General features: G+C 70.6%; 19 protein-coding genes and 1 pseudogene. 11 read left to right on the top strand and 9 right to left on the bottom strand.

All coding sequences use genetic code 11. The features are described from left to right. Positions 1-59: 59 nt before the first annotated feature. Complete coding sequence (locus tag ACIBG6_RS07355) at positions 60-2,456, top strand: SpoIIE family protein phosphatase (RefSeq protein WP_399221590.1); 2,397 nt, start codon at positions 60-62, stop codon at positions 2,454-2,456. Between the two features lie 61 nt (positions 2,457-2,517). Here the strand turns inward: ACIBG6_RS07355 and ACIBG6_RS07350 are convergent, their stop codons facing one another. Both ACIBG6_RS07350 and ACIBG6_RS07345 read right to left on the bottom strand, forming a co-directional pair. Beyond that, the gene (locus tag ACIBG6_RS07350) at positions 2,518-3,609 is read right to left on the bottom strand and encodes a PP2C family protein-serine/threonine phosphatase (protein WP_399221589.1); all 1,092 of its coding nucleotides are present in this window, start codon (positions 3,607-3,609) and stop codon (positions 2,518-2,520) included. Between the two features lie 466 nt (positions 3,610-4,075). Beyond that, on the bottom strand, positions 4,076-6,382 hold the full coding sequence (locus tag ACIBG6_RS07345; protein WP_399221588.1) for a SpoIIE family protein phosphatase: 2,307 nt from the start codon (positions 6,380-6,382) through the stop codon (positions 4,076-4,078). Positions 6,383-6,647: 265 nt separating this feature from the next. Here ACIBG6_RS07345 and ACIBG6_RS07340 point away from each other — a divergent pair, with 265 nt between their 5' ends. Together ACIBG6_RS07340 and ACIBG6_RS07335 are read left to right on the top strand one after the other, a co-directional pair. Next, positions 6,648-6,809, top strand: a complete 162-nt coding sequence (locus ACIBG6_RS07340; RefSeq protein ID WP_399221586.1) for a hypothetical protein — start codon at positions 6,648-6,650, stop codon at positions 6,807-6,809. Between the two features lie 228 nt (positions 6,810-7,037). Beyond that, positions 7,038-7,163: a hypothetical protein gene (locus ACIBG6_RS07335; protein ID WP_399221584.1), complete on the top strand. Its 126-nt coding sequence runs from the start codon at positions 7,038-7,040 to the stop codon at positions 7,161-7,163. Positions 7,164-7,304: 141 nt separating this feature from the next. Here ACIBG6_RS07335 and ACIBG6_RS07330 read toward each other — a convergent pair whose 3' ends face one another. Both ACIBG6_RS07330 and ACIBG6_RS07325 read right to left on the bottom strand, forming a co-directional pair. After that, positions 7,305-7,556: a hypothetical protein gene (locus tag ACIBG6_RS07330; protein WP_399221583.1), complete on the bottom strand. Its 252-nt coding sequence runs from the start codon at positions 7,554-7,556 to the stop codon at positions 7,305-7,307. A 676-nt stretch (positions 7,557-8,232) separates the two neighbouring features. Continuing rightward, positions 8,233-9,120: a PhzF family phenazine biosynthesis protein gene (locus tag ACIBG6_RS07325; RefSeq protein ID WP_399221582.1), complete on the bottom strand. Its 888-nt coding sequence runs from the start codon at positions 9,118-9,120 to the stop codon at positions 8,233-8,235. 455 nt (positions 9,121-9,575) lie between these two features. Here ACIBG6_RS07325 and ACIBG6_RS07320 point away from each other — a divergent pair. Beyond that, a pseudogene (locus ACIBG6_RS07320) lies at positions 9,576-9,846 on the top strand (site-specific integrase); the annotation flags it as partial. On the opposite strand, the gene ACIBG6_RS07315 reads toward ACIBG6_RS07320, so the two are convergent. Continuing rightward, complete coding sequence (locus ACIBG6_RS07315; RefSeq protein WP_399221580.1) at positions 9,809-11,050, bottom strand: MFS transporter; 1,242 nt, start codon at positions 11,048-11,050, stop codon at positions 9,809-9,811. The pseudogene ACIBG6_RS07320 and the gene ACIBG6_RS07315 overlap by 38 nt on opposite strands. A gap of 99 nt (positions 11,051-11,149) precedes the next feature. Between ACIBG6_RS07315 and ACIBG6_RS07310 the strand changes: the two genes are divergently transcribed. Then, positions 11,150-12,235: a DUF5937 family protein gene (locus ACIBG6_RS07310; protein WP_399221579.1), complete on the top strand. Its 1,086-nt coding sequence runs from the start codon at positions 11,150-11,152 to the stop codon at positions 12,233-12,235. 505 nt (positions 12,236-12,740) lie between these two features. Here ACIBG6_RS07310 and ACIBG6_RS07305 read toward each other — a convergent pair. After that, complete coding sequence (locus ACIBG6_RS07305) at positions 12,741-13,385, bottom strand: flavin reductase family protein (protein ID WP_399221578.1); 645 nt, start codon at positions 13,383-13,385, stop codon at positions 12,741-12,743. A gap of 1,110 nt (positions 13,386-14,495) precedes the next feature. Between ACIBG6_RS07305 and ACIBG6_RS07300 the strand changes: the two genes are divergently transcribed. The 4 genes from ACIBG6_RS07300 to ACIBG6_RS07285 all read left to right on the top strand — a co-directional run bounded on the left by ACIBG6_RS07300 (position 14,496) and on the right by ACIBG6_RS07285 (position 18,758). Continuing rightward, complete coding sequence (locus ACIBG6_RS07300) at positions 14,496-15,251, top strand: (5-formylfuran-3-yl)methyl phosphate synthase (RefSeq protein WP_399221577.1); 756 nt, start codon at positions 14,496-14,498, stop codon at positions 15,249-15,251. A gap of 8 nt (positions 15,252-15,259) precedes the next feature. Further along, entirely contained in the window at positions 15,260-16,663 is a 1,404-nt protein-coding gene (locus ACIBG6_RS07295; RefSeq protein WP_399221575.1) for an aldehyde dehydrogenase family protein, read from the top strand. Between the two features lie 2 nt (positions 16,664-16,665). After that, positions 16,666-17,772: an NAD(P)-dependent alcohol dehydrogenase gene (locus ACIBG6_RS07290; RefSeq protein ID WP_399221574.1), complete on the top strand. Its 1,107-nt coding sequence runs from the start codon at positions 16,666-16,668 to the stop codon at positions 17,770-17,772. A gap of 80 nt (positions 17,773-17,852) precedes the next feature. Next, positions 17,853-18,758: a class I SAM-dependent methyltransferase gene (locus ACIBG6_RS07285; RefSeq protein ID WP_399221573.1), complete on the top strand. Its 906-nt coding sequence runs from the start codon at positions 17,853-17,855 to the stop codon at positions 18,756-18,758. A 268-nt stretch (positions 18,759-19,026) separates the two neighbouring features. Here ACIBG6_RS07285 and ACIBG6_RS07280 read toward each other — a convergent pair whose 3' ends face one another. After that, entirely contained in the window at positions 19,027-19,560 is a 534-nt protein-coding gene (locus ACIBG6_RS07280) for an EF-hand domain-containing protein (RefSeq protein WP_399221572.1), read from the bottom strand. A 488-nt stretch (positions 19,561-20,048) separates the two neighbouring features. On the opposite strand from ACIBG6_RS07280, the gene ACIBG6_RS07275 reads away from it, so the two are divergent. Both ACIBG6_RS07275 and ACIBG6_RS07270 read left to right on the top strand, forming a co-directional pair. After that, the gene (locus tag ACIBG6_RS07275) at positions 20,049-20,285 is read left to right on the top strand and encodes a hypothetical protein (RefSeq protein ID WP_399221571.1); all 237 of its coding nucleotides are present in this window, start codon (positions 20,049-20,051) and stop codon (positions 20,283-20,285) included. A gap of 1,032 nt (positions 20,286-21,317) precedes the next feature. Further along, on the top strand, positions 21,318-22,817 hold the full coding sequence (locus ACIBG6_RS07270; protein WP_399221570.1) for a DHA2 family efflux MFS transporter permease subunit: 1,500 nt from the start codon (positions 21,318-21,320) through the stop codon (positions 22,815-22,817). Positions 22,818-23,635: 818 nt separating this feature from the next. Here the strand turns inward: ACIBG6_RS07270 and ACIBG6_RS07265 are convergent. Continuing rightward, a complete protein-coding gene (locus tag ACIBG6_RS07265) occupies positions 23,636-24,436 on the bottom strand; it encodes a VOC family protein (protein ID WP_399221569.1) in 801 nt (266 codons plus the stop codon). Between the two features lie 300 nt (positions 24,437-24,736). Next, positions 24,737-25,957, bottom strand: coding sequence for a tetratricopeptide repeat protein (locus ACIBG6_RS07260; RefSeq protein ID WP_399221568.1), 1,221 nt, complete (start codon positions 25,955-25,957; stop codon positions 24,737-24,739). Between the last annotated feature and the right edge of the window lie 8 nt (positions 25,958-25,965).

The raw sequence follows: 25,965 nt of genomic DNA, 5'->3' as shown, positions 1-25,965 counted from the left end.
GCCGTCCGGACTGGACCGAGCGCACTGCGGTCGCGACCGCACGGAAGGATGATGGGACCATGGAAGGGCTACCTTTCACTCCTCCCGCCGGGGCGGACGAAGGCGGGCACCTCGGTCCGCCCCCGGTCGCTTTCGCCCTGATTGCCGCAGACGGAGTGCTCGTCGGGTGGAGTCGTGAGGCAGAGGCCCTACTGGGATATCCCGCTTCGCAGGTACTGGGACGCCGAGCGGCGGACCTGCTCGTCACCCCGCACGCCGATCGCGACAGATCGGAAGAGCTGCGACCGGATCAGCGGCTGTGGTCCGGTGGGACACGCAGTGCCGTCGTGGACGTGCGTCACCGTAGCGGACACACCGTACGTGTGGCAGTGGCTCTGCGTCCCCTGGCCCCCGCCTCCGACGGGGACTCCACCGGCCGGGCCCCCACCGCCGTCCTCATGGCGGCCGAGCTGGAGGAGCTTCGCTGGTGGGAGACCCGGCAAGCGATGCTGCAGGGGCTCGTGACCCAGTCGCCCGTGACACTGACCATCTACGGCCCCGGCGCGCGCCTCCTGTGGGCCAACGCATCCAGCGTCCGGGAACTCGGCGGCGACCTCACGGCATCGCTGGGCCGCTCCATGACCGAACTCTTTCCCGGCGATGTCCTCACCACCGAGCATCTCGCGCCGCCCGAGGACTTCGTCCAACAGATCCTCGAGACCGGTGATCCGGTCATCGACGTGCATTTCCGAGGGCACGCCCCGGCCGACCCGCGGCGTGAGCGCGTCTGGTCCTCGTCCTATTTCCGACTGCTGGACGGCCGGGGAGAGCCGGTGGGCGTGTGCGAACAGTCCATCGACGTCACCGACCACTACCGTGCGCAGCAGCGCCTCGCGCTCCTCGCGGAGGCCGGTGCACGGATCGGGGCGACGCTCGACCCGTCCGGAACGGCAGCGGAGCTCGCCAAGATCGCCGTACCGCAGTACGCCGACGCCGTGCTGGTCGACGTGGCGGCAGAGGTGCTCGAAGGAGGGGAACCGAAGCCCGTCACGGCATGGGACCTGGTGCGCGTGGCCGATTCCGACGGAGAACCCTCCCGGGTGGGCGAGCCGGTCGCGTACGACACCGGATCGTCGCAGGCCGAAAGCCTGGCAGGGAGCCGTGCGACCGCGGACGCCGTGGTCGCGCCGACACGACTGTACGTCCCGCTGATAGTGCGGGGGACGCCCTTGGGCCTTGTCACCTTCGTGCGGGGCGAGGACTCGGAACCCTTCGGCGACGACGATCGGGCGGTGGCAGAGGAGCTGGCGTCGCGGACCGCTGTGTGCATCGACAACGCCCGGCGGTACCGACGAGAGCGCACCGCCGCGTTCATGCTCCAGCGCAGTCTGCTGCCACGATCGCTGCCCGAGCTGAGCGCGGTCGAGGCGGCGAGTCGCTACCTGCCCGCCGACAGCCACCTCGGCGCCGGCGGCGACTGGTTCGACGTCATTCCGCTGTCCGGCGCACGTGTCGGACTCGTCGTGGGGGACGTTGTCGGCCACGGCCTGGGAGCCGCTGCCACGATGGGGCGCCTGCGCGCGATGGTGCGCACCCTGGCCGAGCTTGACCTCCCGCCTGACGAACTCCTGGCCCGGCTGAACGATCAAGTCGGCAAGGACGCGTCGGACCAGAACGTGCAAGGCTCGGACGGCAGTGGCGCCGTCGGAGCGACGTGCGTCTACGGGGTCTACGATCCGGTTTCTCGGACGAGCACCTGGGCGGCGGCGGGACACCTGCCGCCGGCTGTGGTGCAGCCGCACGGCCCCGTCAGCTTCCTTCGTCTGCCACCGGGGCCTCCTCTGGGCATGGGCCGGCTTCCGTACGAGGGCATGGAAGTGGCGCTCGCCGCAGGAAGCCTGGTCGTCCTGTTCACCGACGGCCTCGTGGAGGCGCGGGGGCAAGGCATCGACGTGGGGTTGGGCCGCTTGGCGGCTGTACTCGGGGAGCAGCGAGGATCGTCGTCCGACCTGTTGTGCGCCCGGATCGTCGCGGAGCTGGTGTCGGACCATGTGCGGGACGACGCGGCGCTCCTTGTCGTGCGCACCCGTGCGCTGGACGCACGCCAGGTGGCGGCCTGGGAGCTGCCCTCGGACCCCGCGCTCGTCGCACGCGCACGTGCGATGGCCGCGGAACAGCTTGTGCGGTGGGGACTGGACGATCTGGCGTTCACCACGGAACTGGTGGTCAGTGAACTGGTCACCAACGCGATCCGTCACGCCTCCGGCCCGATCGGTCTGCGCTTGATCCGGGACCGTTCGCTCATCTGTGAGGTCTCCGACTCGCAGCACACCTCACCGCACGCCCGTTACGCCGGCAACGACGAGGAGGGCGGACGCGGACTGTTCATGGTCGCCCAGCTCACCGAGCACTGGGGTACGCGTTACATGCCGACAGGTAAGACGATCTGGGCGGAACAGGCCTTGCCCGTGCCTTGACGGCCACGCGCCGGCCGCCGTGGGTGGAGGAATGCGAGGCATACCAGGCCGTCGCCTCGGCTCACGGCGTCTGCAGGCGTACGGCCAAGGCGGCGATGTCATCGTCGAGGCTGCCTCTGCTGTGACGGAGGAGGTCGTGGTGCAGCGCCGTGAGCAGATCACGGGGAGGTGTGGGGGGCTGTCGGCGCATCCACGCTGTCAACGGGAAGAACTCACCGTCCCGGGCGCGGGTTTCGGCGATGCCGTCCGTATAGAGGAGGAGAACTTCTCCGGGAGCGAAGTCGAAGGCGTCCGCACGGTACTGGTCTCCAAGCAATTCCGCGAGGCTGAGCAAAGGCGATGGGACGGACGGCTCGAGGATGCGCACATCCTTGAGGCTGTGGATCAAGGGCGGGGGGTGTCCGCAGTTGACGATGGTGATGCGGCTGCCTTGATGCGGGATCTCGACGAGCAGCGCGGTGGCGAAGCGTTCCATCGGTGCCTCGGGTGGATGGGCGGCGTTGTGCCGGGCACAGCTCGCGTCGAGCTTGCGGGCGACGTCGGCCATGGAGGCCTCGCCGTGGGCCGCCTCCCGGAAAGCGTTGACGATCGCCGCGGCCGCCCCCACTGCTGGCAGGCCTTTGCCCCGCACGTCGCCGATGAGCAGCCGTACCCCGTACGGCGTATCGACCACCTCGTAGAAGTCCCCGCCGATGCGGGCTTCCGCGGCGGCCGCGAGGTAGAGCGATTCGATCTCGACGTTCCGGAATCGGTGCGGCAGGGGCCGCAGCACCACCTGCTGGGCCGCGTCGGCGACGAGCCGTACCTGAAAGAGCGTGCGCTCCCGTTGAAGCCGGACATGGCTTCCGTATGCGGCGGCCACGGTGACCGCCACGATTCCGCCGCACGTCCACCACGTCCCGAGATCGGGGAAGACGAAGCTGAGGCCGATCATCAGAAGGAGGCAGACGGTCCCGAGGAGGACAGTCGGGAGGACCGGCCACATGGCGGCGGCCAGAGCCGGCGCCGCGGGCAGGAGGCGGCTGAAGGCCATCTCCGGCGGAGTGGCGTAGGCCAGGCTGGCGATCACGACGGTCAGAATCACCGGCGACAGCCGCACGAGCCTGCCGTAGCCGTTGCTCCGACGGAGCCTCGGCCGTCCGGACTCGATCATGAATCCCAGAGTATCCGCGAGGGGCTCGCTCAGCGACGTGACAAGTGGGCTCCGCGTGTGAACGAGCCCGCCTGCCGGCTCGCGAGGCGCGACCGCATGATTCCGTCACTGACTCGCGGAAACGGAAAGGTCACGGACGGTGTCATCGCTCGGCGAGCGACCGGGCCTCACCGAAAAGCGGATGCTCATCAGGCTGTCCTTGCTGCTGGGTGGCGACATAAGCAGTCCATGGAGGAGTGGGACCGAACGGGGAGTTTCGGTGTAATCGCGACCCCTCCCTGAGCGGGCACGTGAGAGGCGCCCGACGGGCAAAAGGCCAGGTCAGACGCCTCTTTTCGTGCCTCTGGAGAAGCCGAGCCTCTTCGGGGAGTAGCTCACCAGCACGTTCTTCGTCTCCTGGCGGTACGGGAAACCCTGTGGCCCCCACCTGCAGAACGTCGGCGGCATCGACCCGAGCCGATGCGTTCTATGCCTGGTGGGGAAGCGCTTGTTCCGTCCAGATGGTCTTGCTGTTGTCGCCGAAGCGGACACCCCAGCTCTGGGAGAGTTCGGCGCAGATGAACAGGCCGCGGCCGCCCTCGTCGTTGGTCTGGGCGTGACGGAGATGCGGTGAGAGTGGGCTGGAGTCGCTGACCTCGAAGGTGAGCGAACGGTCGCCTTTGATCAGGCGGAGCGTGAGGGGAGGGGTGCCGTAGCGCACGGCATTGGTGGCCAGTTCGCTGACGATCAGTTCGGTGGTGAGCGCGAGCGCGTCGAGGTTCCAGGTGGCCAGCTGGCGCCGTGTGCGGGCTCGCGCGGTGGCCACGGCTGCGGGATCCGGCGGCAGGTCCCAGGTTGCCACCAGGCCGGGATCGAGCCCTCGGGTCCGTACGAGGAGCAGCACCGCGTCGTCGCCAGGGGAGGCCGGGACGGTGCGTACGGCCTTGTCGCGCAGGTCGTCCAGCGGGCTTTCGTTGTCGGCGAGGATGCGCCGGAGACGGTCCTGGCCGGCCTTCCTCTCCTCCTCGGCCGAGGGGAGGAACGCGTCTGTGTACAGCGCGATGACGCTTCCCTCGGGCAGGTCGAGACAGGTGCCGGCGAATGGTGCGCCCTCGCCTGCGCCGAGTGGGGGAGCCGCGGGAACGTCGAATGTCCCGGTGGTTCCGTCGGGGCGAGCGAGTACCGGTTGCGGGCCACCGGCGAGGGCGAGGGTGCAGCGCAGGGTCAGCGGGTCGTACACGCCGTAGAGACAGTCGGCGGTCAGCGCCTGGCTCCGCAGGGGGTCGCTCGGTGGCAGCTCGGCGCGTTCGGCGGCGAGTCGGGCCACCGTGTCGTCGAGGCGGGCGAGCATTTCGTCGGGTTCCAGGTCGAGCGAGGCCAGGGTGTGGATCGCGGTGCGCAGCTGGCCCATCGCCATGGCGGCGTGGATGCCTGTGCCGGATACACGGCCGACGGTGAGGGCGACCCGCGAGCTGGAGAGAGGAAACACGTCGAACCAGCCTCCGCCGGCATCGGTCGACCGGTGGAAATGGGCGCTCTCCACGGCGGCCTGCGGCTCCGGGCGCTGGGGCAGGAGACGACGCTGCAGGGTGAGGGCGATGGTGTGCTCTCGCGTGTAGCGGCGTGCGTTGTCGATGTGCAGCGACGTACGCGAGGCGACCTCCAGGGCGACGTCGAGGTCCGCGCCCACGAACGGGTCGCGGTCTGGGGAGCGGTAGAGGCTCAGCGTCCCCAGTACACCGTTCCGCAGGGTCAACGGGGTGACGATCGCGGAATGCGGGCCCGCAGGGGGGTCGCTCCGCGGCACTTCCGGCTCGGGGTCGGCCGTCTCGTCGGGGCGGTAGGTGACCAGATGGGGCTGCAGGTCCGTCAGGGACTGCAGCCATGCGGCCGGGAAGCGGAACGGGCCCGTACCGGCGCCCAGCGAATCCCGTGGACGATCCGCCGAGGCGAACGCCATGCGCCGCAGCGGTACGTCGGGGCCGACCGGCACCGACGGGGGGTCCTCGCCGCGGATCACCGGGTCCAGCAGGTCCACCTCCGCGGCGTCGGCGAAGGCGGGTACGAGGACATCGACGAGTGTCGCGCAGGTGGCGTCCAACTCCAGGGACCGTCCTACGCGTTCCCGTGCGTCGTTGAGGACCTGCTCCCGGGCCAGGGCACGCTCGCGCACGGTGACGTCGACCACCGTCGTGAACAGACCCAGTACGTGGCCGTCCTTGCTCTGGAGCCGGAACACGGAAACGGAGTAGACGTGTTCGTGCTCAGGATCGTTGGGCGGACGCACGCGCACGAGCCGGTCCAGAGCGGGCTCCCCGGTGGCGAGCACGTCCCTCGCCATCGCCACGGTCTCATCCGGGTCGGACAGGCGAAACACGTCGCTCAGGCGGTGACCGAGCCATTTCGTGGGCTCCAGGCCATCCATCCCGGACGCGGCGCCGTTCACGCGCAGGAGGCGCAGCTGAGTGTCCAACACCTGCATGCCGATCGGCGACTGGGTGAACAGCGCATTCAGCAGTGCCTGATCCTGGGCGTCGCCGCCATCCTCCGGCCGGAGCCGGTCCAGACTCCAGCCCGCGCCGCCGTCGCGCAGCGTCGCGGGCCGCACCGTGATTCCGGGGACCGCCCCACTGCCGTCGGCCCCCGCGGACGGCCATGATCCGGACAAGAGCTGAGCGGCGGGTCGCCCGAGGGCTTCGGACGCTCCGAGGCCGAACAGGGACGTGGCCTTCTGGCTCCACTCCACCACGACACCCGCTGCGTCGACCACGAGCAGCGCACCGTCCGATGCCATGAGCGGATCGCCTCCGTGGGGTCACTCTTCGACGGCGGGCAGGTCAGCCCGGCAGGCACAGGACTCCCCGTGCACGGACAGGTCTCCTTCAGAGTGCCTCCATCTGAAGGACGTCGCACATCGACGTGGCCAGCGTCGGCGGGAGCCCGTGCAGCTAACGGCGGGTCCCTGGCGTGCGGAAACCGTTCCCGACCCGGAGGCCGAACAGTCATGAGTCTCAGACGCGCAGAGGCGGGCGCCCACCTCAAGAACGACGGAGGACAGGGTGGAGAGCTACCGGCTGACGTGGACGCAGAACGGACGGGGCGAGCGGCAGGACTCCGCCGTCGCCTACGGGCTGTCGGCCGCCGAGGGCTACAAGGCGCGCAAGGAGTCCGAGGGCGGCGTGAGCCACGTCGAGATCGTCCCGGTGAAGCCCGGCCAGTAGCCGTGGCCGCCCCGTCGTTGCCAGCGGCGGCTCGTAGCGGCGTAAGCCGGAAGGCGGGGAACCGCCCGGCCGGCCAGGCCACGGAGCGGTCATGGGCGAGATCACCGTCAGCGCGCGCAGGACACGCACCACCTGCTGCACGACCCCGCGAGCGCCTACGGCGCCCCATACCAGCGGGCCTACGCCCAGCTCGCCGTCTCGCACCGCGGCCGGCCGGTCGACGGGATCGTGCCGCTCCTCCGCGCGGCCGCCGACACCGCGCTCCTCGGCTTCACCGGCACCGACCTGCCCGAGCAGGCCGGTGCGATCAGCAGCGGGGCGCCGTACAAGCTCAGGGCCCGCGTCACCGGGTAGCCGCAGGGGTGTGCGATCGGAGGCCGGGTCTGCATGGCCTCGGAGGACTCTTGCGGGAGGGTACCGACCGCAGCCCAAATGATACGCCTGTTCGAATGCCGGGGGCGCTGGGACTCGCCGTACTGCGAACGCCTGATGCGCTCAATCCGCTTTCGGTACGACCTTGACCTCGTACGCGAGGACGGGCACCGCGGCGAGCTGCTCGTCAACTTGCTCCCGGACGTCGCCGGCCAGCGACAGCACCATCTTGGTTCTCGCCCCCGGGCCGTCGGCCCGGGGAATGGAGCTCTCCACCGGACCGATAGCGCTACCGGCCAGGCTCCGTAGAGCCCTGCGAGCCTCGTCGAGCGCATTGTCGCTGACAGTCATCGAAACGACGGTGGTAAGTGCCATGGCAAGCCTCCTGGCAGTGAACGAACACACGACTTCCCCAAGGATCACCCCCTGGGCTCTCCTCTGCACTGTGAGTTACAGGCAGCGCGACAGGCGGGGCTGCTCGGATGCGCTTCGCGCTGCGTGACCTTCGTTCGGCTGGGCGGGTTGTCGCTTCGTGGACACCCAGCCGTGACCGGCGCGCGGTAGAGCCGTACGAGAACTTCGCGGTGGCGGTATCTGCCAGGGGGAGGTGTTACAGATCGACGAAACCGTCCGAAGCTGCGGGCTGCACGTGTCGGGTGGAACGTCGAAGAACAGTATCTCGGCGATCCAGGCCCTCAAGATCGTGCACGGGATGCGTGAGGCGCAGGACGGGCACGAGCCGGCTTACGCCGTGCCGAGGCGGAAGCCGAGAATGCGCCCGCAGGGGTACGCGGTGCGCTCCCATGGGCTGGACGCAGTGGGACGCCGGTGCCCCGGAGGGCGAAGACGTCCGCGCCGCATCCATCGGGCAGCTGCCCATCGTCTACGTGATCGGCCGCCTCACCCGGAACCTGTCCCGTACTGGACATCATCTGGATCGGGTAGCCCCGTGACCACGCCTCGTTCCCGGCATAGCAGCCGCCAGGGACGAGGCGCTCGCATGTGAGGCCGGTAGCCAGCGAACTTGATCGGTCAGGGTCTCTCGATCGGATCAGGCCGAGATGCGGGTCCCTGCGCCGCCGACCCTGATCCGCCGGTCGCCCGGGCGCAGTTCCACTGTCAGGACGCCAGGACGCCCCATGTCCTCCCCTTGGTGGAGGGTGAGGACCGTCGCCTCGGGCACGAGTCCCAGCTCACGGGCGTACGCGCCGAAGGCGGCCGCCGCCGCCCCGGTCGCCGGGTCCTCCACCACACCGCCCACCGGGAACGGGTCGCGGACGTGGAAGACCTCCGCAGAGGCGCGCCAGACCAACTGCAGCGTCGTCAGGTCGAGCCGGTGCATCAGGGCCTCCAGGCGGGCGAAGTCGTACGCCAGGCGAGCCAGGCGCTCTCGGCTCGCGGCGGCCAGGACCAAGTGGCGGGCACCCGCGAAGGCGATGCGGGGAGGCAGGGCGGGGTCGAGGTCGCCGGCCGGCCAGTCGAGCGCGGCGAGCGCCTCTGCCAGGTCCTCGGCCGCTATCTCCTCGATGTGCGGCTCGACGCTCGTGAGCGTGGCCCGCAGCGCCCCGCCCTCCCGCGTCACGGTGACCGGCACGGTCCCGGCCTGCGTGGTGAATACCAGGTCGCCGGGGCCGATGCGCTCGCCGAGGGCTACGGCCGTCGCGACGGTGGCGTGACCACAGAAGGGCACTTCCACCTTGGGGCTGAAGTAGCGGATGGTGTACGCGCGCCCGGCGTCCGACGCGCCGGAGCCCGCTCCCTCGGACGGCGCCGTCAGGAACGCGCTCTCGCTGTAGCCGACTTCGGCGGCGATCGCCAGCATCTCCTCGTCGCTGAGGCCCGTGGCGTCGAGAACGATTCCGGCGGGATTGCCTCCCTCGGGATCGTCGGAGAAGGCGGTGTAACGCAGGATGCCGGGGGTTTGTCGTGCGGAGTTCATGCCGGGAGAACGGCGCCGAGCCCCAAGGTAGTTCCCAGGTACGGGGACCGTCTCGGAGCTCCGTGTCCGGACACGACCTAGGCTATGCACCATCGGCAGGGTCGTCAGTAGCTCCAGCATCTCCTCGTCGCTGAAGGGGCGGTGAAGCCGAGGATCGCGCGCCGCGGGGTTGCCCCTTGACCAGCGCCGCAGATCGTCTTCAGCGCCAGGGAAAACAGTGACGGGGCCACCGTCGACGAAAGCACGGAAGTTCGGCCCGGATGAGACGTACTCCGGACGCGGGTGTCCGGCGGGCCGACCCGGCGGCCGGCTCGTAAGGTCGCGGCGGCACCTCCGACAGGACGGCTGGTGTGGTTGGTTGCCCGGTGGCTCCGCGTACTTCGCACGGCGCGGGGCCGCTGCCACGAGTGGAGCTCGTACCCCGACAAGGCATCCTCCTCATCGTCACCTGAAAGGACACCGGCCTGGCTCGTCTCTCCTACGGGCAGGCCGCGCCCCGCTCGACGAGCACCCAGTCTGCGCATACCGGGCACGGGCTGGGACCTGCACGCGTACCGCCACTCCGCCCTGACGCATCTCGGCGAACAGGGCGCCTCGCCGTTGATGCTGATGGCCGCGAGGTCCCGGCACAAGAAGCCGGAGAACGTCCGCCGTTGCTCCGAGCCGTCCCCGGAGGCGATCGCCGAGCTCACGAGCCTGCTCGCGCCCGGCGGCAGCAACCGCTGAGCCGCGATCCTTGATCCTGCTCGGTGGCGACGGCTCCGGCGGAGAGGAGCGTCGCGGCGGCGAGGCTGCCCCAGAGGGCGGCCGGGCCGTGGGGTGCGAGAGCGGTGATGGCCGCCGGAGAGACGGCGAGCCCGAAGCCCGTGGAGAGCTGGAAGCGGGCGAGGGTGTGGCCCAGGACATGCGCCGGGGCGAGGGCGGTGACGAGCGCAGTGGCGCTGCCGGCATAGATGATCTCGCCGAGGGTGCAGACCACGGACACCGCGGCGACGGCCGGGGCACCCCAGCCGTGTCCCAGGGAGGTGGCCGCGAAAAAGCCGAGGTAGGACGCGGTGAGCACCACGCCGGCGAATGCCAGAACGGACCGGCGGGGGAAGCGGGACATCAGGACGGTGACCGGAACCTGCAGGGTGACCACCAACACGGTGTTGGCCACGAAGATGGCCCCCGACCACAGCGGGGACGCGTGCATCTGCGTCACCAGGACAAGAGGGAGCGCGATTTCGGGGACGCTGAGGCAGAAGACGTAGATCACGTTGGCGGCCAGGAGCGCGCGCATCCGGGGTGCGGGCTCGTCGCCCCTGCCCTTGGCCGCATGGGCGGCCGGATGGGCGTGCACGTGGACCGACCACGCCAAGGCCGCCGCGGCGAGGTAGGCGAGCCCGGTGACGGCTGCCAGCGCCTGCAACGCGGCGGTACCGCCCGCCAGGCACGCGGTGGCAAGGAGTGCACCGGCGCCCATGCCGGCGTTGCGCAGTGCGCGGCCCCCTGCGAGGGCGGCGTCGCGTTCCCGGCCGTGAGCGATCGTGGCCACGAGGGCTGCGTGGGCGGCCGGCCATGCCTGGTTGCCGATGCCGAGGAAGAGCGCCGCCGTCGCGAACAGCCAGATGTGCCCCGCCGGTGTGGCCAGCAGCAGCGCCACGCCCAGCACCCGCACCAGCATCGACGCGGCCACGACCGTGCTGCGTGCGCCCCGGTCCAGCCAACGGCCGACCGCGGGCATGCACACCAGACCCACGACGGCGCCTGCCGTCATGGCGATGCCGGTGGCCGGCGCGGACAGCCTCAGCACGGACACCCCGTAGAGCAGCAGAAGAGGCCGCAGCAGACCGGTGCCGAGCGCGTCCACGGCCAGGGCGACGGCATAGCGGGGGCCTCCGGAGGCACGGACGAGGGCGCGCGGCTGGGGCTTGGTGGTGGTTGCCATGGCGCCAACGGTGCGTTCGGCCGCCGAGCCGACCATGTCGGTTGACGGACACCGTCAATCGACACGGTCGTCGGCCATCCGATTGGAGATGATGACGGGATGACGTTGAGGATCGACATCGGCGGCCCGCCGTCCGGGCGACTGCGGTTCGCTGCCTCTCCGCTGGCCGAGCTGACCGCGATGCTGCATGTGCTGGCCGAACCCGCGCATCACCCGCAGCTCGCCGGCTGGGCCGGGGACGTCTGGGCTGGGCTCCGGCCGGAACTGGCAGAGCGGCTCAGGGAAGCGGAGTTCCTCTGGCGTTCCTCACGAGCCGACTTCCTGGTCCCCGCTCGTCCCAGGCCCACCCTCGCCGCGGAGTTGGACGATGTAGACCGGATCGACGATGAAACCTATGTGGCCGCCGCACTCATCACCACGTGCGGCAGCAACCGGGTCCACTTCGCCGCGCCGTCGCCGCTCACCGACGCGATGGCGCGCGAGCGGGCCCTGGACCTGGCCCAGGCCCGCGGCGCGCTCCAAGAGGCCTTCGCGGAACGGCTGCTCGCGGACCCGGCCGCCGTGCGGGCGCGGGTGCGCCACACCCTCGAACAGTGCGCCGAGACCTTCTTCGACGACGCCTGGACCGGCGTCGCCGTGCAACTCGCCACCGACTTGCGCCTGAAGAACGACCTGCTGAAGCGCCAGGGCATCGGGGCGGCACTCGCATCGGTCTCCAGCGCCGTGACCCTGGCGCCGGACGGCAACCGCATCGTCGTGGACAAGCTGCAGGACAAGGCGACCGCCGCCCACGGCACGGGGGTCACCTTCATCCCCAGCGTCTTCGGCCGTCCGCACCTGGTTGCGGTCCACGCGCCCGGGTGGCAGCCGGTGGTGCAGTACCCCGTGGCCGAGCCGAGTCCACCGGAGCCGGTACCGCTGGAAACGGTCACGCTACGGCTGGAGGCACTCGCGCACCCGGTACGGCTGCGGCTGTTGCGCACTCTGGCCCGCGGCCCGCACACCACCGGCGAGCTGGCGCACGCCTGGGAACTTTCACCCCCGGAGGTGTCCCGCCACCTCGCCGTCCTGCGCCGCGCGGGCCTGCTCACGGCCCGGCGGCACGGTCGCTACGTCCGTTACACCCTCAATCTGCCCGATCTGACGGCGCTGGGGGCCGACCTGCTCGCGGCCGTACTGCGCTGAGTAGCATCGGACCATCTCATCGCATCGACCAGCCGAAGAACCGTGCTGCGGCTGACGGAGTTGCCGAAGTCGTCTGCGAGGCGGGCTCCAGCGCGGCCGGCCCATGCGAGGCCCACTTCGGCCCGGGCCGACCGCAGCCGCTCGGTCCGCTGAGCATGACGGCAAGTCAGTCCCGGCACCTGTTCAACGAAGGTCTGCCGCCCGCGACGCAGCACCACACGTCTTCCCACGCTGGGTAGATCAGTAGGGAAACGCAGGTAGGAACCATGAATGCGGCTCGACCACCTTCCGCAGACCGGACACTCAGCACCAGCCGACTTACGCGTGACCCCCATCCAGATCACCCAGTCGCCGTCCTCCGCCCGACACCACCGCCACTTCAGGGTCCGACAGGCAGAGGAGCCCTTCGCACAGCAGCAATAGGGTATTTCACGACGATCGAGGAGTATCGAGAGTTTCCTGGTGAAAGGTGCTGGTCATCCGCTTGCGGGCGACCAGTTCGGGTCTAACGCACCCGATATCGCTCAGTGGGCGTCAGCGAGGTGAAGCAGTGGCCGAGTTCGGGGGCGAGGCCCTGGTAGTGGCGGAAGTTGAAGATGAGCGGGCTCCAGAGGGCGGGGTTGATGTGCTGGGTGCCGGGTACGACGATGCGCCGGTCGGCGTGGACACGTGCGACCGCGCACTCCACGATCAGGAAATGGCCATCCGCGTCCGGTGAGCTGCGTCGGACGTGGGCCTCGAGCTGGAGCGGGCACTCGGCGACGCGCGGAGCGCGTACCGTCTCGGACGGTACGGGCGTGAGCCCAGACGCGGTGAACTTGTCGGGCTCGTAGCGGTAGCCCCGTGCCCGCTTGGCGGCGGGCACGGGGGAGGCTCCGGTGAGCGGGGCGAGGCGCTCCACCGCGCCCCAGAGGCCGGGCGACGGAAGGTTGATCACGAGTTCCGGCCGGGTGGCGAGGTTGGCTGCGGTCTGGCTGTCGGTGCCGAGGCCGAGCACCACGGTCTGCCCGAGTGCCCAGGCGGAGGAGACCGGGGCCAGGTTGGCCGAGCCGTCCTCGTTCTCGGTGGTCAGCAGGGCGACGGGGGTACCGAAATAGAGGATGCTCGGGGATATCGCGATGTGCGAGGGCACGTGTGTCGCTGTCGTCATGGACGCAAACCCTAGGGTCCGGACCCTTCGTCGGCGGCCGAACTGTCGCCGGGCGAGACTGTATGGGTGACCAGCTTCGACGATGGTGCGGGGCGGCATCCTGGCTGAGGCGCGGCTGGGGCGGAATCGGCTGCTGCGACTGGCGACTGCCTGGACTGGACGGAACAGCCCCCGCACCTGGCCGGCGCGGTGGACGCGGCGCTCTTCCGACACGCGCTGGACTCAGCCTGGCTGGTGCGCCGGAGTACGACCCGGATGGTCACCGTGACCGATGCGGGCCATGCAGCACTCTGGCCCGGATCTTGGTCGGCGCGGAGCGAGCCCCTGACCGATGGCCAGGGGCGGCCGCGAGCCGGGGCTCTGGCTGGCGGGAGCCTTGAAGACGGCGCGCTCTTTCGCACCGCAAGATAAGCCTTGGTGGTCGGCACCCCTCAGGATCGGCCGAGCGCCTGGTCAGTCGCCGCGCGTGCCGGATCTTCCGGTTCGTCCCCCGCCGCCGCCTTCTTTGCAGGCGCCGGCGGCGTGATGGTGAGCCCGTGACGTTGCGCATGGGCCGTGCCAAGGACTCGGGCGGTCTCCGTTCTGCCGACCGGTCCGCCCGTCCACTTCATCCTGATGCTCTCCTCCCGGAGCGGCGTTCGCCATGGGCTGGCCTTCCTGCTGTCGTGGCCGGCCAACTTGATCGCGGTGATCGCCCGCATCGTGCTGCTACCGGCGGTCGGGCCCCGGCCCGTCACAGCGCGCCCAACGCCGGTGCGTGAGGCTCCTGGCGCACCTGCTGGCTCGGAGTGCCGTCCGAACCCAGAGCTCAGAGGCTGACCACATGCGCGCAGGTTTCGGACGGCGGGCCGGGGGCGGGCGCTCCCGGCTTGTGCGCGGAGATGGGCCCTGGGGTGCCAGGAACTGGAGCCCCAGATCTCGCTCCCGTAGCATCCAGGTTCGTCCCAGTATGTCCGGCGCACTGCACGTGAGTATGAGCACCCCATGAATACTCTGCGCGCCCTACCGGTGACCGCAGGTGGTGGAAATGATGAGCGCACCGCACATGAACCAGATGATCCGCACCCCCTGTCCCTCGGCCAGGTGGACATGCGACAGAAGGAGTTCACGGTGTTGCTTCTCATCTCCCCGGACAGCGTCGAGGAAGCCCTCGATTGCGCGAAGGCGGCGGAGCACCTCGACATCGTCGACGTCAAGAAGCCCGACGAGGGCTCGCTCGGCGCCAACTTCCCCTGGGTCATCAGGGAGATCCGAGACGCGGTACCGGCGGACAAGCCCGTGTCCGCCACCGTGGGTGACGTCCCGTACAAGCCCGGCACGGTGGCGCAGGCCGCGCTCGGCGCAGCGGTCTCGGGCGCCACGTACATCAAGGTCGGCCTCTACGGATGCACGACGCCCGATCAGGGCATCGAGGTCATGCGCGCGGTCGTCCGGGCGGTGAAGGACCACCGCCCCGACGCACTCGTCGTCGCCTCCGGCTACGCCGACGCCCACCGCATCGGCTGCGTCAACCCGCTCGCCGTACCCGACATCGCCGCCCGATCCGGTGCCGACGCGGCCATGCTCGACACCGCCATCAAGGACGGGACGCGGCTCTTCGACCACGTTCCTCCGGAGGTCTGCGCCGAGTTCGTACGGCTGGCCCACACCTCCGGTCTGCTCGCGGCCCTCGCAGGCAGCGTCACGCGGGCCGACCTCGGTCCGCTGACCCGCATGGGCACGGACATCGTGGGCGTGCGGGGGGCGGTCTGCGAGGGCGGCGACCGCAATGCCGGGCGGATCCAGCCGCATCTGGTGGCCGCCTTCCGGGCGGAGATGGATCGGCATGCCCGGGAGCAGGCCGCCGACGTCCCCGCCGTGAACTGACCGTCGGCATGCCGACGCCTGAGGCAGGCAGCGTCTCCGGACGCCGGGCCGTACGTTTCCCCATCGTCGACCCGGCCACGGGGGAGACCTTCGACGAGGCCCCCGACCAGCAGCCGGGTGAATTGGACGACGTGGTCGCCCGCGCCCAGCGAGCCTGGCACGGCTGGCGCGCCGACCCCGCCGCCCGCACCGCCGCGTTGCGCGGCGCGGCCGACGCCGTGGAGACGGCCGGCGACGACCTTGCCCGGTTGCTCACCCGGGAACAGGGCAAGCCGTTGGCCGAGTCGTACGCGGAGGTCGCCCGTACTGCGGCCCGCCTGCGCTATTTCGCCGACCTGGCCCCCCGGACCCGCCGGATCGACGACGGCCGGCCCGTGCACAGCGAGATCCGCTGGCGCCCCCTCGGACCCGTCGCCGCGATCGTGCCCTGGAACTTTCCTCTCCAGCTCGCGGCGGCGAAGTTCGCGCCCGCGCTCGCGGCGGGCAACACCATGGTCCTCAAACCGTCGCCGTTCACTCCGCTCGCCACCCGGCTGCTCGGCTCCGCCCTCGCCACGGCCCTGCCCGAGGACGTACTGAGCGTCGTCACCGGCCGCGAACCGCTCGGCGCCCGCCTCGCCTCCCACCCGGGCATCCGCCACGTCACCTTCACCGGTTCGGTGCCCACCGGGAGGGCCGTCGCCGGAGCGGCGGCGGCCTCGCTGGCCCGGGTCACCCTGGAGCTGGGCGGCAACGACGCCGCCGTACTGCTGGACGACGTCGACGTGGACCGGATCGCGGACCTGCTGTTCTGGGCGGCGTTCCGCAACTGCGGGCAGGTCTGCATGGCGGTCAAACGCGTCTACGTCCCGGCCCGGCTCTACGCCGAGGTCGTCGAAGCCCTCGCCCAGCGCGCGAAGAGTGTCACCGTCGGGCCCGGCCTCGACCCCGAAACCCGGCTGGGACCGGTCAACAACGCCGCGCAGCTGGCCCGGGTCGAACGGGTCACGGAGCAGGCCCTGGCGGGCGGCGCCCGGGCGGCGTCCGGCGGCCACCGGCTGGACGGGCCGGGATACTTCTTCGCTCCCACGATCCTCAGCGACGTCCCACCCGGCAGTCCGGTGGTGACCGAGGAACAGTTCGGACCGGTTCTGCCGGTGCTGCCCTACCGGAGCCTCGACGAAGCCGTCGACGCTGCCAACGGCACCGGCTTCGGCCTTGGCGGCTCCGTATGGGGCACCGATCTCGACCGGGCCGAGGCGGTGGCCGACCGGCTCGAATGCGGCACGGCCTGGATCAACCACCATGCCGAACTGTCACTCGCCCAGCCCTTCGCAGGGGTCAAGGACAGCGGAGTCGGCGTCGCGGGCGGACCGTGGGGGCTCTACGGCAACCTCCGGCCGTTCGTCGTCCACCGCCCGCGGGAGGCGTGACGATGAGGTTCCAGGCGGCCGTACTGCGCTCGTACGAGGACCCGTTCACGGTCGAGGAGGTGAACCTGCGGACGGAACCCGCCGCCGGCGAGATCCTGGTCGAGATCGCAGGCTCCGGGATGTGCCGGACCGATCTCGCGGTCCGGCACTCCGCCGGCCGCAGCCCCCTGCCGGCCGTCCTCGGCCACGAGGGCGCCGGGGTCGTGGTGCGGACGGGCAGCGGCCCTGACACCACGGTCAACGTGGGTGACCACGTCGTGCTGAGCTTCGACTCCTGCGGACACTGCCGGAACTGCCGCGGCGCGGCCCCCGCCTACTGCGACTCCTTCGCGTCCCTCAACCTCTTCGGAGGACGCGAGGAGGAACCGCCGCGACTCACGGACACGACCGGGAAAGCGCTGGCCCCCCGTTGGTTCGGCCAGTCCTCGTTCGCCGAGTACGCGCTCGTCCCGGCCCGCAACGCCGTCCGGGTCGACCCCGCACTCCCGATCGATCTGCTCGGGCCCCTCGGATGCGGCTTCCTCACCGGCGCCGGAGCCGTGCTGAACACCTTCGGCGCAGGCCCCGGCGACACCCTGACGGTCCTCGGCGCCGGAGCCGTGGGCCTGGCCGCTGTGATGGCGGCCACCGCCGCCGGCGTACTGACCGTGGCCGTCGACCGGAATCCCCAACGGCTCGCCCTGGCTGAACGGTTCGGCGCGATCCCCCTGCCCGCCGGAACGCCCGGACTGCCCGAACGGATCCGACGGCTGACCGATGGCGGCGCACAGTACGCCCTGGACACCACGGCCTCGGCCCTGCTCATCAACGTCGCGCTCCAGGCACTCCGCCCCACCGGCAGCCTCGGCCTGGTGGCACGCCTCCACACCCCGCTGTCGCTCGAACCGGGCACGCTGGACCGAGGTCGCAGCATCCGCCACATCTGCGAAGGGGACGCCGTACCCGGACTGCTGATACCCCGGCTGACCGGGCTGTGGCAGGCCGGCCGCTTCCCGTTCGACCAACTGATCCGCACCTACCCGCTGGGCGACATCAACGAGGCCGAACGCGACTGCGACGCGGGCCGCGTGGTCAAACCCGTCCTGCTCCCGGAGGGAACAAGGCGATGAGCGACGCACACGGCACCGCGGCCCCACCCCATCCGACAAGAAGACACCTCGCACTCCCCACTCCCGTCAACGGAGGAAACATGGCCGGCAGGGCGCCGCAGCAGACAGACGTGGAAGGCGTGGCCGGAGGTGTGGGCCTGACCGCCCTCCTGGTCGCCGCAGCACGGGCGATCGAGACCCACCGTCACGACAGCCTGGCCCAGGACGTCTACGCGGAACAGTTCGTGCGCGCCGCCTCGGCGTGCACGGACTGGCCGGTCCGCATCGAGCAGGTCCCGGACGGGGACGACAACCCGCTGTGGGGGCGGTTCGCCCGCTACTTCGGCCTGCGGACCAGGGTTCTCGACGACTTCCTCCTCCAGTCGGTCCGTACGGACGTCCGCCAAGTGGTACTGCTGGGCGCGGGGCTGGACATGCGTGCCTTCCGGCTGGACTGGCCGTCCGACCTGGTGGTCTTCGAGATCGACAGGGCGGGCGTGCTGGCCTTCAAGCAGCGGGTGCTCACGGACCTGTCGGCTGCCCCGAAGGTGAAGCGCGTACCCGTACCGGTCGACCTGCGCGCGGACTGGGTCACCGCGCTGACCACCGCCGGCTTCGACCCGGCCGCGCCGAGCGTCTGGCTGGCCGAGGGACTCCTCTTCTACCTGCCGAGCACAGCCGAGACGAACCTCATCGACACGGTGGACAGACTGACTACCGGAGGCAGCGCTCTGGCCTTCGAGGCCAAGCTGGAGAAGGACCTGCTGGCGTATCGCGACAGCCCGGTCTACACGGCGACGCGCGAACAGATCGGCATCGACCTGCTCCAGCTCTTCGATCTGGGACCACGACCCGACTCCGCGGGCGACCTGACGACCAAGGGGTGGTCCACCTCGATGCATACGCCCTTCGAGTTCACCCGCAGGCACCGACGCGGCCCCCTCCCCGAGCCGAACGACGCGCTGGAGGGAAACCGGTGGGTGTTCGCCCACAAGCCCCGGTCATGACGTCCGCAGCGCTCACGACGACGTCCGCACAGGGCCCGGCACTCCGTGCCTGGCCGGGGGCTTCGCCGAGATCGGGCACGACCGCCCGACAGCACAGGAGTCGAGGGGCCCTGCCGCAGGCCCCGCTCGGTGGGACACATCCCGGCAGAGGCGGCAGAGGCGGCAGCTCGGTTGCGTCGTAGCGGTTGCCGCCCGCGCCCGGGACGGCGAGCGGCGCTCCATGATGAACGAGTGGCCCGCCTCCCGGGACAGCCGCTGACGGGCCGTGTCAGACGGCCCGGACAGCCACCAGCTGGTCGCCCGGGATCCCGGCCAGGTCCGGCGCGTAGTAGTCCTCGATGCCGGCGGCCCACGTGGCCACGGTGATGCGGTCCTCGGCGTCCGGGCCGAAGGCGTCGAAGAGCGCGTGGATGTTCGCCTTCTCGAAGCCGATCGCCGTCATCAGCGACTCGAAGAGCGGGCGCTCGATCAGGCCGTCCCTGTCGGGGTCACCAAGTGCGGCGAGCGCATCGGCGAACTCGGTGATCGTGGGACCGAAGCGCTCGGGGTCGAGAACGAACGGACGGAACTCGTCGAGGGTGATCACACCGTCCCCGTTGGCGTCCAGTTCAGTGGCCAGCGTCGTCCACCAGCGGCGGAACGCGGCCCGGATCGCGGCCTTGGCACCGTCGTCCGAGGCGACGGCCGCCTCCAGAACACGGCCCGTCATGAGGTCGAAGTCGTCGGAGTCGATGACTCCGTTGCCGTTGGCATCGAAGAGGGAGAAGACCAGCTCGACCCGCTGGGCGGCCTCAGTTCGCATGACCGTCACCTGTCTTTCGCGGCCCGGTGCTCCGGGCCTGGCTGAATGAGTGCCTCTACGTAACCGTGCTGGGAGAGAGACGTGACGGTGAAGGGGGCTCCGCTACCGGAAGGAGTGAGTTCGGCGGATCATGTGGGTGTCCATCCCGTGGAAGCGTCGAGTTTGTTCTATGCGGCGTCGGGCCTCCGGTGGGCTTGTCCGCGCAGCCGCGTACGACGGATTCGTGTCCGGCCCGGCCGGCCGGCCTCCGGTTGTGAGCGGTCACTCGTGGGGGACTGGCGCACGCACAGAGCGGGTGTCTCGACGTAATCGCGACAGGGACCAACTAAGCCCTGTCCGACCGATCATGCGGCTGATCCGGGCACCGGTCCGATGCGGGAGGTCGCGCACTGGTCCACATCGCCGCCTTCGTCCCCGACGAGGGCGAACAGCTCGGCGTCCTGATCAACAAGTACTCCGGCAGCATCATCCAGGCCGCGACACGGGCGGTGCCCTACGCGAACCCCGATGGCACGACGGGCACCGACCTGTACCTCCAGGCCGACAAGTTCCGGGCCGCGTTCGTCGCAGACGTCCCCCTCCCGACGACCCGCCTCATGCACTTCCACCAGCGTGCAGGCGCCCGCCGCGTTGTCGAGGTGCCGGGGGCGTCCCACGTCCCCATGATCAGCCATCCGGGCATCACCGCCCGCCTCATCGGAGACGCTGCCGAGGCCACGGGCTGACCGTTCCTCGATCGGCTCCGGTCCGCAAGATCGTGCCGGAGCGTGGTCACCACGGAAGACCGGCGGTCCCCGCACCCACCGGGGACCTGGTGCCACCGCCGACGAGAGGCAGGAGCAACCGATGAGGGCCGGCATCGTGGGCAGTGGGACCGCAGGTCTGACCTGCCGTCCCAGCCTGCACGCCGCCGGCTTCCGGCCTCGGGTGAGCGAGGCGGTGGGTGTGGGGATCAACCTGCTGCCTCACGCCGTTCGGGAACTCTCCGAACTCGGCCTGTCTGAGGAACTGGCCGCGGTCGCGTTGCCCCCCGCACCGACTGAGCTACCGCGATCGGGCGGGCGATCCGGTGTGGGAGGAGCCGCTCGGACTGGCGGCCGGCTACCACTGGCCGCAGTACTCCGTCCACCGCGGCCGCCTGCGCCTGAGGCTCCGGGCGGCGGTACGCGAGCGACTGGGGCCGGACCGCCTTCGCACCGTTCGGCTGTTCCGGCGCTTCGAGCAGACGGCGGACGGAGTCCATGCCCACTTCGTGGACCGCACCAGCGGCACGCCGACCGTGGAGGACGCCGACGTGCTGATCGGCTCCGACGGCATCGACTCCGTGGTCCGCGCCCAGCTCTACCCGGACGAGGGCCCCGCCCACTGGAACGGCCGGACGGCGGATTCCCGGCCCCAGACGGCACGTGAGTTGAAGTTCCGACGCCGGGTCGGACGCGGACCTGACGGTCGAGGTGCGGGCCGGGGACGGCGGGCACGGCGGCGCGGACCCGAGGCTGCTGGCCGAATTCGTGGACTTCGTACGCGACGGCGCCCCATGTTCACCTCGTCGGTCGCCGCTGCACCAGCAGCCCCCCACGCCGGGGGTGACGTACAGGGCGGTTTCCTAGGCTTGGCCGTTCCGGGTCGGCAAAATGGTTTGAGCTTGGGCGGCGGCGCCGACAGGATCGGACAACACCGATGAGTTCTTCCCGGCGCCGCGGTCTGTCAGTGTGACCTGCCCACGTGCGGAGGGCACTCACCTGACGGAAGGCGCCATGCTCGCACCACACGCAACACCCACCCTCTCGCCCGCCCGCGTCACCGCCGTGCTGCGGATTCTCGTGCTGTCCACGTTCGTCGTCCTCCTCAACGAGACGATCATGGTCAACGCGATCCCGCGGCTCATGCGCGAGTTCGAGGTCACCGCGGCAGCCGCAGGGTGGCTGTCCACGGCCTTCATGCTCACCATGGCCGTCGTCATCCCGGTGACGGGGTGGTTCCTCCAGCGGGTGACGACTCGGACCGCCTTCGGCCTGGCCATGGCACTGTTCCTCGCCGGCACGGCTCTGGCCGCGGCCGCGCCCGCCTTCCCCGTGCTGCTGGCCGCCCGCGTCATCCAGGCCAGCGGCACCGCCGTCATGATGCCGCTGCTCATGACGACGCTGATGACCCTCGTGCCCCCGCACGACCGCGGCCGTGTCATGGGCAACATCACCCTCGTCATCTCCGTCGCACCCGCCCTCGGCCCTGCGGTCTCGGGTGTGCTGCTGCACCTGGGGACATGGCGCCTGCTGTTCTTGGCCGTGTTGCCCATCGCCGGAGCCATGGCCATATTCGGTCGGCGCAAACTGGTCAACGTCGGCGAGCCGCAGGCCGGCCCGATCGACTGGTTGTCCGTCCCCCTGGCGGCAGCGGGCTTCGGCGCCCTGGTCTACGGCCTGAGCGGGCTCGGTGCCGGGAACGCAGCCCAGGCCCCCGTGTCTCCGGCGGCCACGACCCTGGCCGGCGCCGTGCTGGTAGGCCTGTTCGCATGGCGACAGCTGGCACTGCAGCGCTCGTCCACACCGCTGCTGGACCTCCGTGCCCTGACGTTTCGTCACTTCTCCGTGGCACTCGGCCTGATGTGCCTGTCCTTCATGGCCCTCATGGGTGCGTTCATCCTGCTGCCGATCTATCTGCAGGAGGTGTGCGGCCTGACCTCACTGCAGACCGGGCTTCTCCTCATCCCCGGCGGCCTGACCATGGGCCTGCTCGGACCGCAGGTCGGCAAGCTCTACGACCGACTCGGCGCACCACGCCTGGTCGTACCCGGAGCCGCACTCACCGCGCTTTGCCTCGCACTGTTCGCCCTCACGGGCGAACAGACCTCGCCGTGGCTGGTGCTCGCCCTTTACGTGGCCCTGAGCGCGGGCATGGCGTTCGTCTTCACCCCCGTCTTCACCTCCGGCCTGTCCGTACTGCCGCCGCACCTCTACCCCCACGGCTCCGCCATCCTGGGCTCGCTCCAGCAGGTCGCGGCGGCCGCCGGCACCGCCCTGGTCATCAGCGTCATGTCGGGACACGCCGCCACGGCGGCAGCCGACGGCGCCGACGCCACCGGCGCCCTGGCCACGGGCATCCGCTGGGGATTCGGCGTCGGCGCGGTGCTCGGCACCTTGGCCGTGCTGGTCGCACTGCTGGTCCGCACCCCTCCCACTCCGCAACAGCCTGCTGCGTCGGAGGACCAGGACGAAGACGGCGCCACGACGAACAAAACCGCCCACACACCCACCTGACGCCCTGGACGATCGGTCCGGTGCTTGTCGCGACGAGGAGGGCAGGGTTCGACTGCGGCCAATGGTTCGTCCGGTAGTACACGGCGACCAGCAGCGCCTGGTCCGCCGGCGGCAGAGCCGGTGCTGTGGCGCCTGCTGCCGCCGGCCAACCCCAGCCCGGAGTCCAGGGTCTGTCTGCGGTGCCATCTTCCCTCGAGCGTACGAGCGCGGGCCATGTGAGTACGCGTACTCACTCCGATCCCGGTAACCGCGCCCATCCGCTGCGCATACCCGTCCGCGTAGAACTACGCGGAGCGCGCACCGCGGTGGCCGCCGGCGTGCCCGAGGTATGGGTCTCCCGCCTACCCGCCGCTGTACTGCGCGACGGCAACGAGTACGAGCACCGGCCGGCTCTCCTGGAAGGGGTGGACAGCGTGGTGACCGGTTGCGCGCTCGCCATCCGATGCAGCGCGGAGCCGGCACATTGAGGACAGCAGCCTCACGTGTCGATCCGCTCGGACTCAGGCGTCGCCGTCCGTCGGCTGAGAAGCGGGCGGCCACGACACTTCAGCGAGCGAGCCGGCGGGTTGGCGAGCCGGACGGAGCCTGGCGCTCCTACGGTCCTTTCGGCGGGCTGGGCTGGGCTGGGCGAGGACGAGCACGGTGTCGTCGGTCGGGGCCGACCGGCAGCAAGTGCGCGAGGATGCATCACGTCGCGTCGTACGCGGGCATCTAGGAAGCTAGATCGACCTTGCCGGCGCTTCGAACAGCCCGACGGTTCCGTCGGCAGGGGACCGTGTGCGGCTCGTCGCGCGCCGGCCATGACGAGCGGCCCTCGGTCACTTCGGGGTCGGGGTCAGGACGACGAAGTCGGCGTTGGACGGGTCGAGGCAGACGGCGAGGCGGCCCACGTCCTCGGCGTCGTCCGGGCCCATCTGGATGCTGCCGCCGTTCTCGGTGACCTTGGCGATCGCGGCGTCGCAGTCGACGACGTCGAAGACCGGGTGCCAGTACGGGCGGCCGCCCGTGAGGGCGAGATGCTCCCGGGGGAGTTCCATGAGGCCGCCCTGCATGCGCTCCGGGGGCAGGCCGGCGGGGGTGATGAGGGTGTACGTGCCTCCGCCGCCGGGCATTTCCATGTCGGCGTACTGCCAGCCGAAGACGCTGCCGTAGAACTCCCGGGCGGCCGAGGCGTCGCTCGTGTAGAGCTCCGTCCAGGACAGCGCGCCCGGCGCGTCCACCAGGTCGACGCCCTTGTTCGTGCCGGGCTGCCAGACGGCGAACTGGCCCCCCAGCGGGTCGCTGTACTGGGCCATTCGTCCCCACTCGTCGAGGTCCGTCGGTGTGACCCGCACGGTCCCGCCGGCGCGTTCGACGGCCTCGGTCGTGGCGTCCGCGTCGGCGACGCTGTAGTAGATCATCCAGGCGGAGCGGGCGCCCTTCTCGGTGAGCTTGCCCAGGCCGGCGACGATCTTGCCGTCCTTGCGGAACATGCCGCCTTCCATGTCCTCTCCGCCGCCGCTCATAGGCTCGTAGTCCCAGCCGAGCACGGCGCCGTAGAAGGCCGCGGCGGCGGGGACGTCGGGAGCACCGAGGTCGAGCCAGCAGGGGGAGCCGGGGGCGAAGTCGGTGGTGATCATGGGTAGTCCCTTCCGCAGATCCCGTATGTGCCCAGGCTGCCATCGGCGATCGCCCCCCGCCTCTCGGCCGTGCCCTCGGCGATCACTCGAGGACGGCCGTCGCCGCCACCTGCACCAGGTGCTCGGGGGCCGCGTCGAGCGTCGGGACGCCGGTCAGTGTGGCCGGCTGGACCTGGTATGACGCCTCGCACGCAGGAGCGATCTACGTCTCCGGCGCCGAGATCCATTGCGCCCGCATCTACGGGTGCGTGGAGAAACGGGGCCGATACGGTCTGTGGCTCCGGGCCGCCCGGTGCTGCCCTACCGGGTGTCGTCCCGTAGCCAGGCCAGCTTCTCCTCGGCGGCCCGCTGGCGGGGGTGCCCCGGGCCGTAGATGCGCCGGTAGTCGTCGACGCAGCGGTCGAGGAGAGCAGCAGCCTCGGCGTGCCGTCCCACGTCGATCAGGACGTTGGCGAGGTTGTCCCGGGTCGACACGGTGGTCGGGTGGTCCTCGCCGTTCAGGGCGACCCGGCCGGTCAGTACGTCCCGCAGGATGGGGACGGCGTCTTCGTAGCGCTCCCTGGCGTGCAGGACGGCCGCCAGGTTGTTGCGCGCGGTGAGGGTGCTTTCGTGGTGGGGCCCCACGATCGTCTCGAAGGAGCGGACGACGGCGCAGAGCTGCGTCTCCGCCTCGCTGTGGCGATTCAGTCGGACGAGTACGGCACCGAGATTGGCCCGGGCTGCCGCGGTGCGCTCGTGGTCGGGCCCGTATCGCTGCTCCAGCCGGGGCACGAGGCTGCGCAGCGCCCGCTCGGACTCCTTGTGGCGGCCGCACTTGAGCAGCGAGGCGGCGTGGGAGTTGGCGGCGGTCAGTACGTCCGGGTGGTCGGGCCCGAGCAGCTTGGTGCGCCGCTCCAGTACGTCCCGTTGCAGCGGTTCGGCCTCGGGAGCGCGCCTGAGGTCCTCCAGGACGGCGGCCAGCCCGGCCGCGCTGCGCAGGGTGTCGAGGTGATCGCGTCCCAGGGTGTCCGACTGGCCGCGGAAGGTGTCGCGCCAGGCCGATTCGGCGAGTTGCAGCTGTCCGGTCTGGTGGAGCACGTCGGCGAGTTCGGCGGAGGTGCGCAGGGTCTCCTCGTGGTGGGGGCCGAGGACGGTCCACTGGCCTCGGGCCACCTGCTGGTAGAACGTCACCGCCTCTTCGCCGCGTCCGGGGGTCGATCCGAGCACCCGGGCCAGATCGCGTACCGCGTTGAGCGCGTCCGGGTGCTGGGGGCCCAGTTGTTCGACGACGGCTCGGGCGCGCATGGTGTGCCACTCCTCGGGGGAGATCTCGATCCGCGCGATCTCCTCTTGCGGACTGCCCTCCGTCACCTCTGTGATGGTGATGTGCCCGCCGATCGGCCGCCAGGCCCGTTCCTCCTCCCGTTCCTCCTCCTGTTCCTGTTCCTGGCTCTGTCCGGAGGGTCCCGTCGCGTCGGCCGTACCGTCCGCGCCGTGCTCCGTGTCCCCCTGTGCGGCCTTGCGCCGCCACCACCGGCTCATCGCGACTG

Source organism: Streptomyces sp. NPDC050842, assembly GCF_044456565.1.
In the GTDB taxonomy this organism is placed as follows: domain Bacteria; phylum Actinomycetota; class Actinomycetes; order Streptomycetales; family Streptomycetaceae; genus Streptomyces.
The sequence above is the reverse complement of the archived record's forward strand: the minus strand, read 5'-3'. Positions and strand labels throughout refer to the sequence as shown.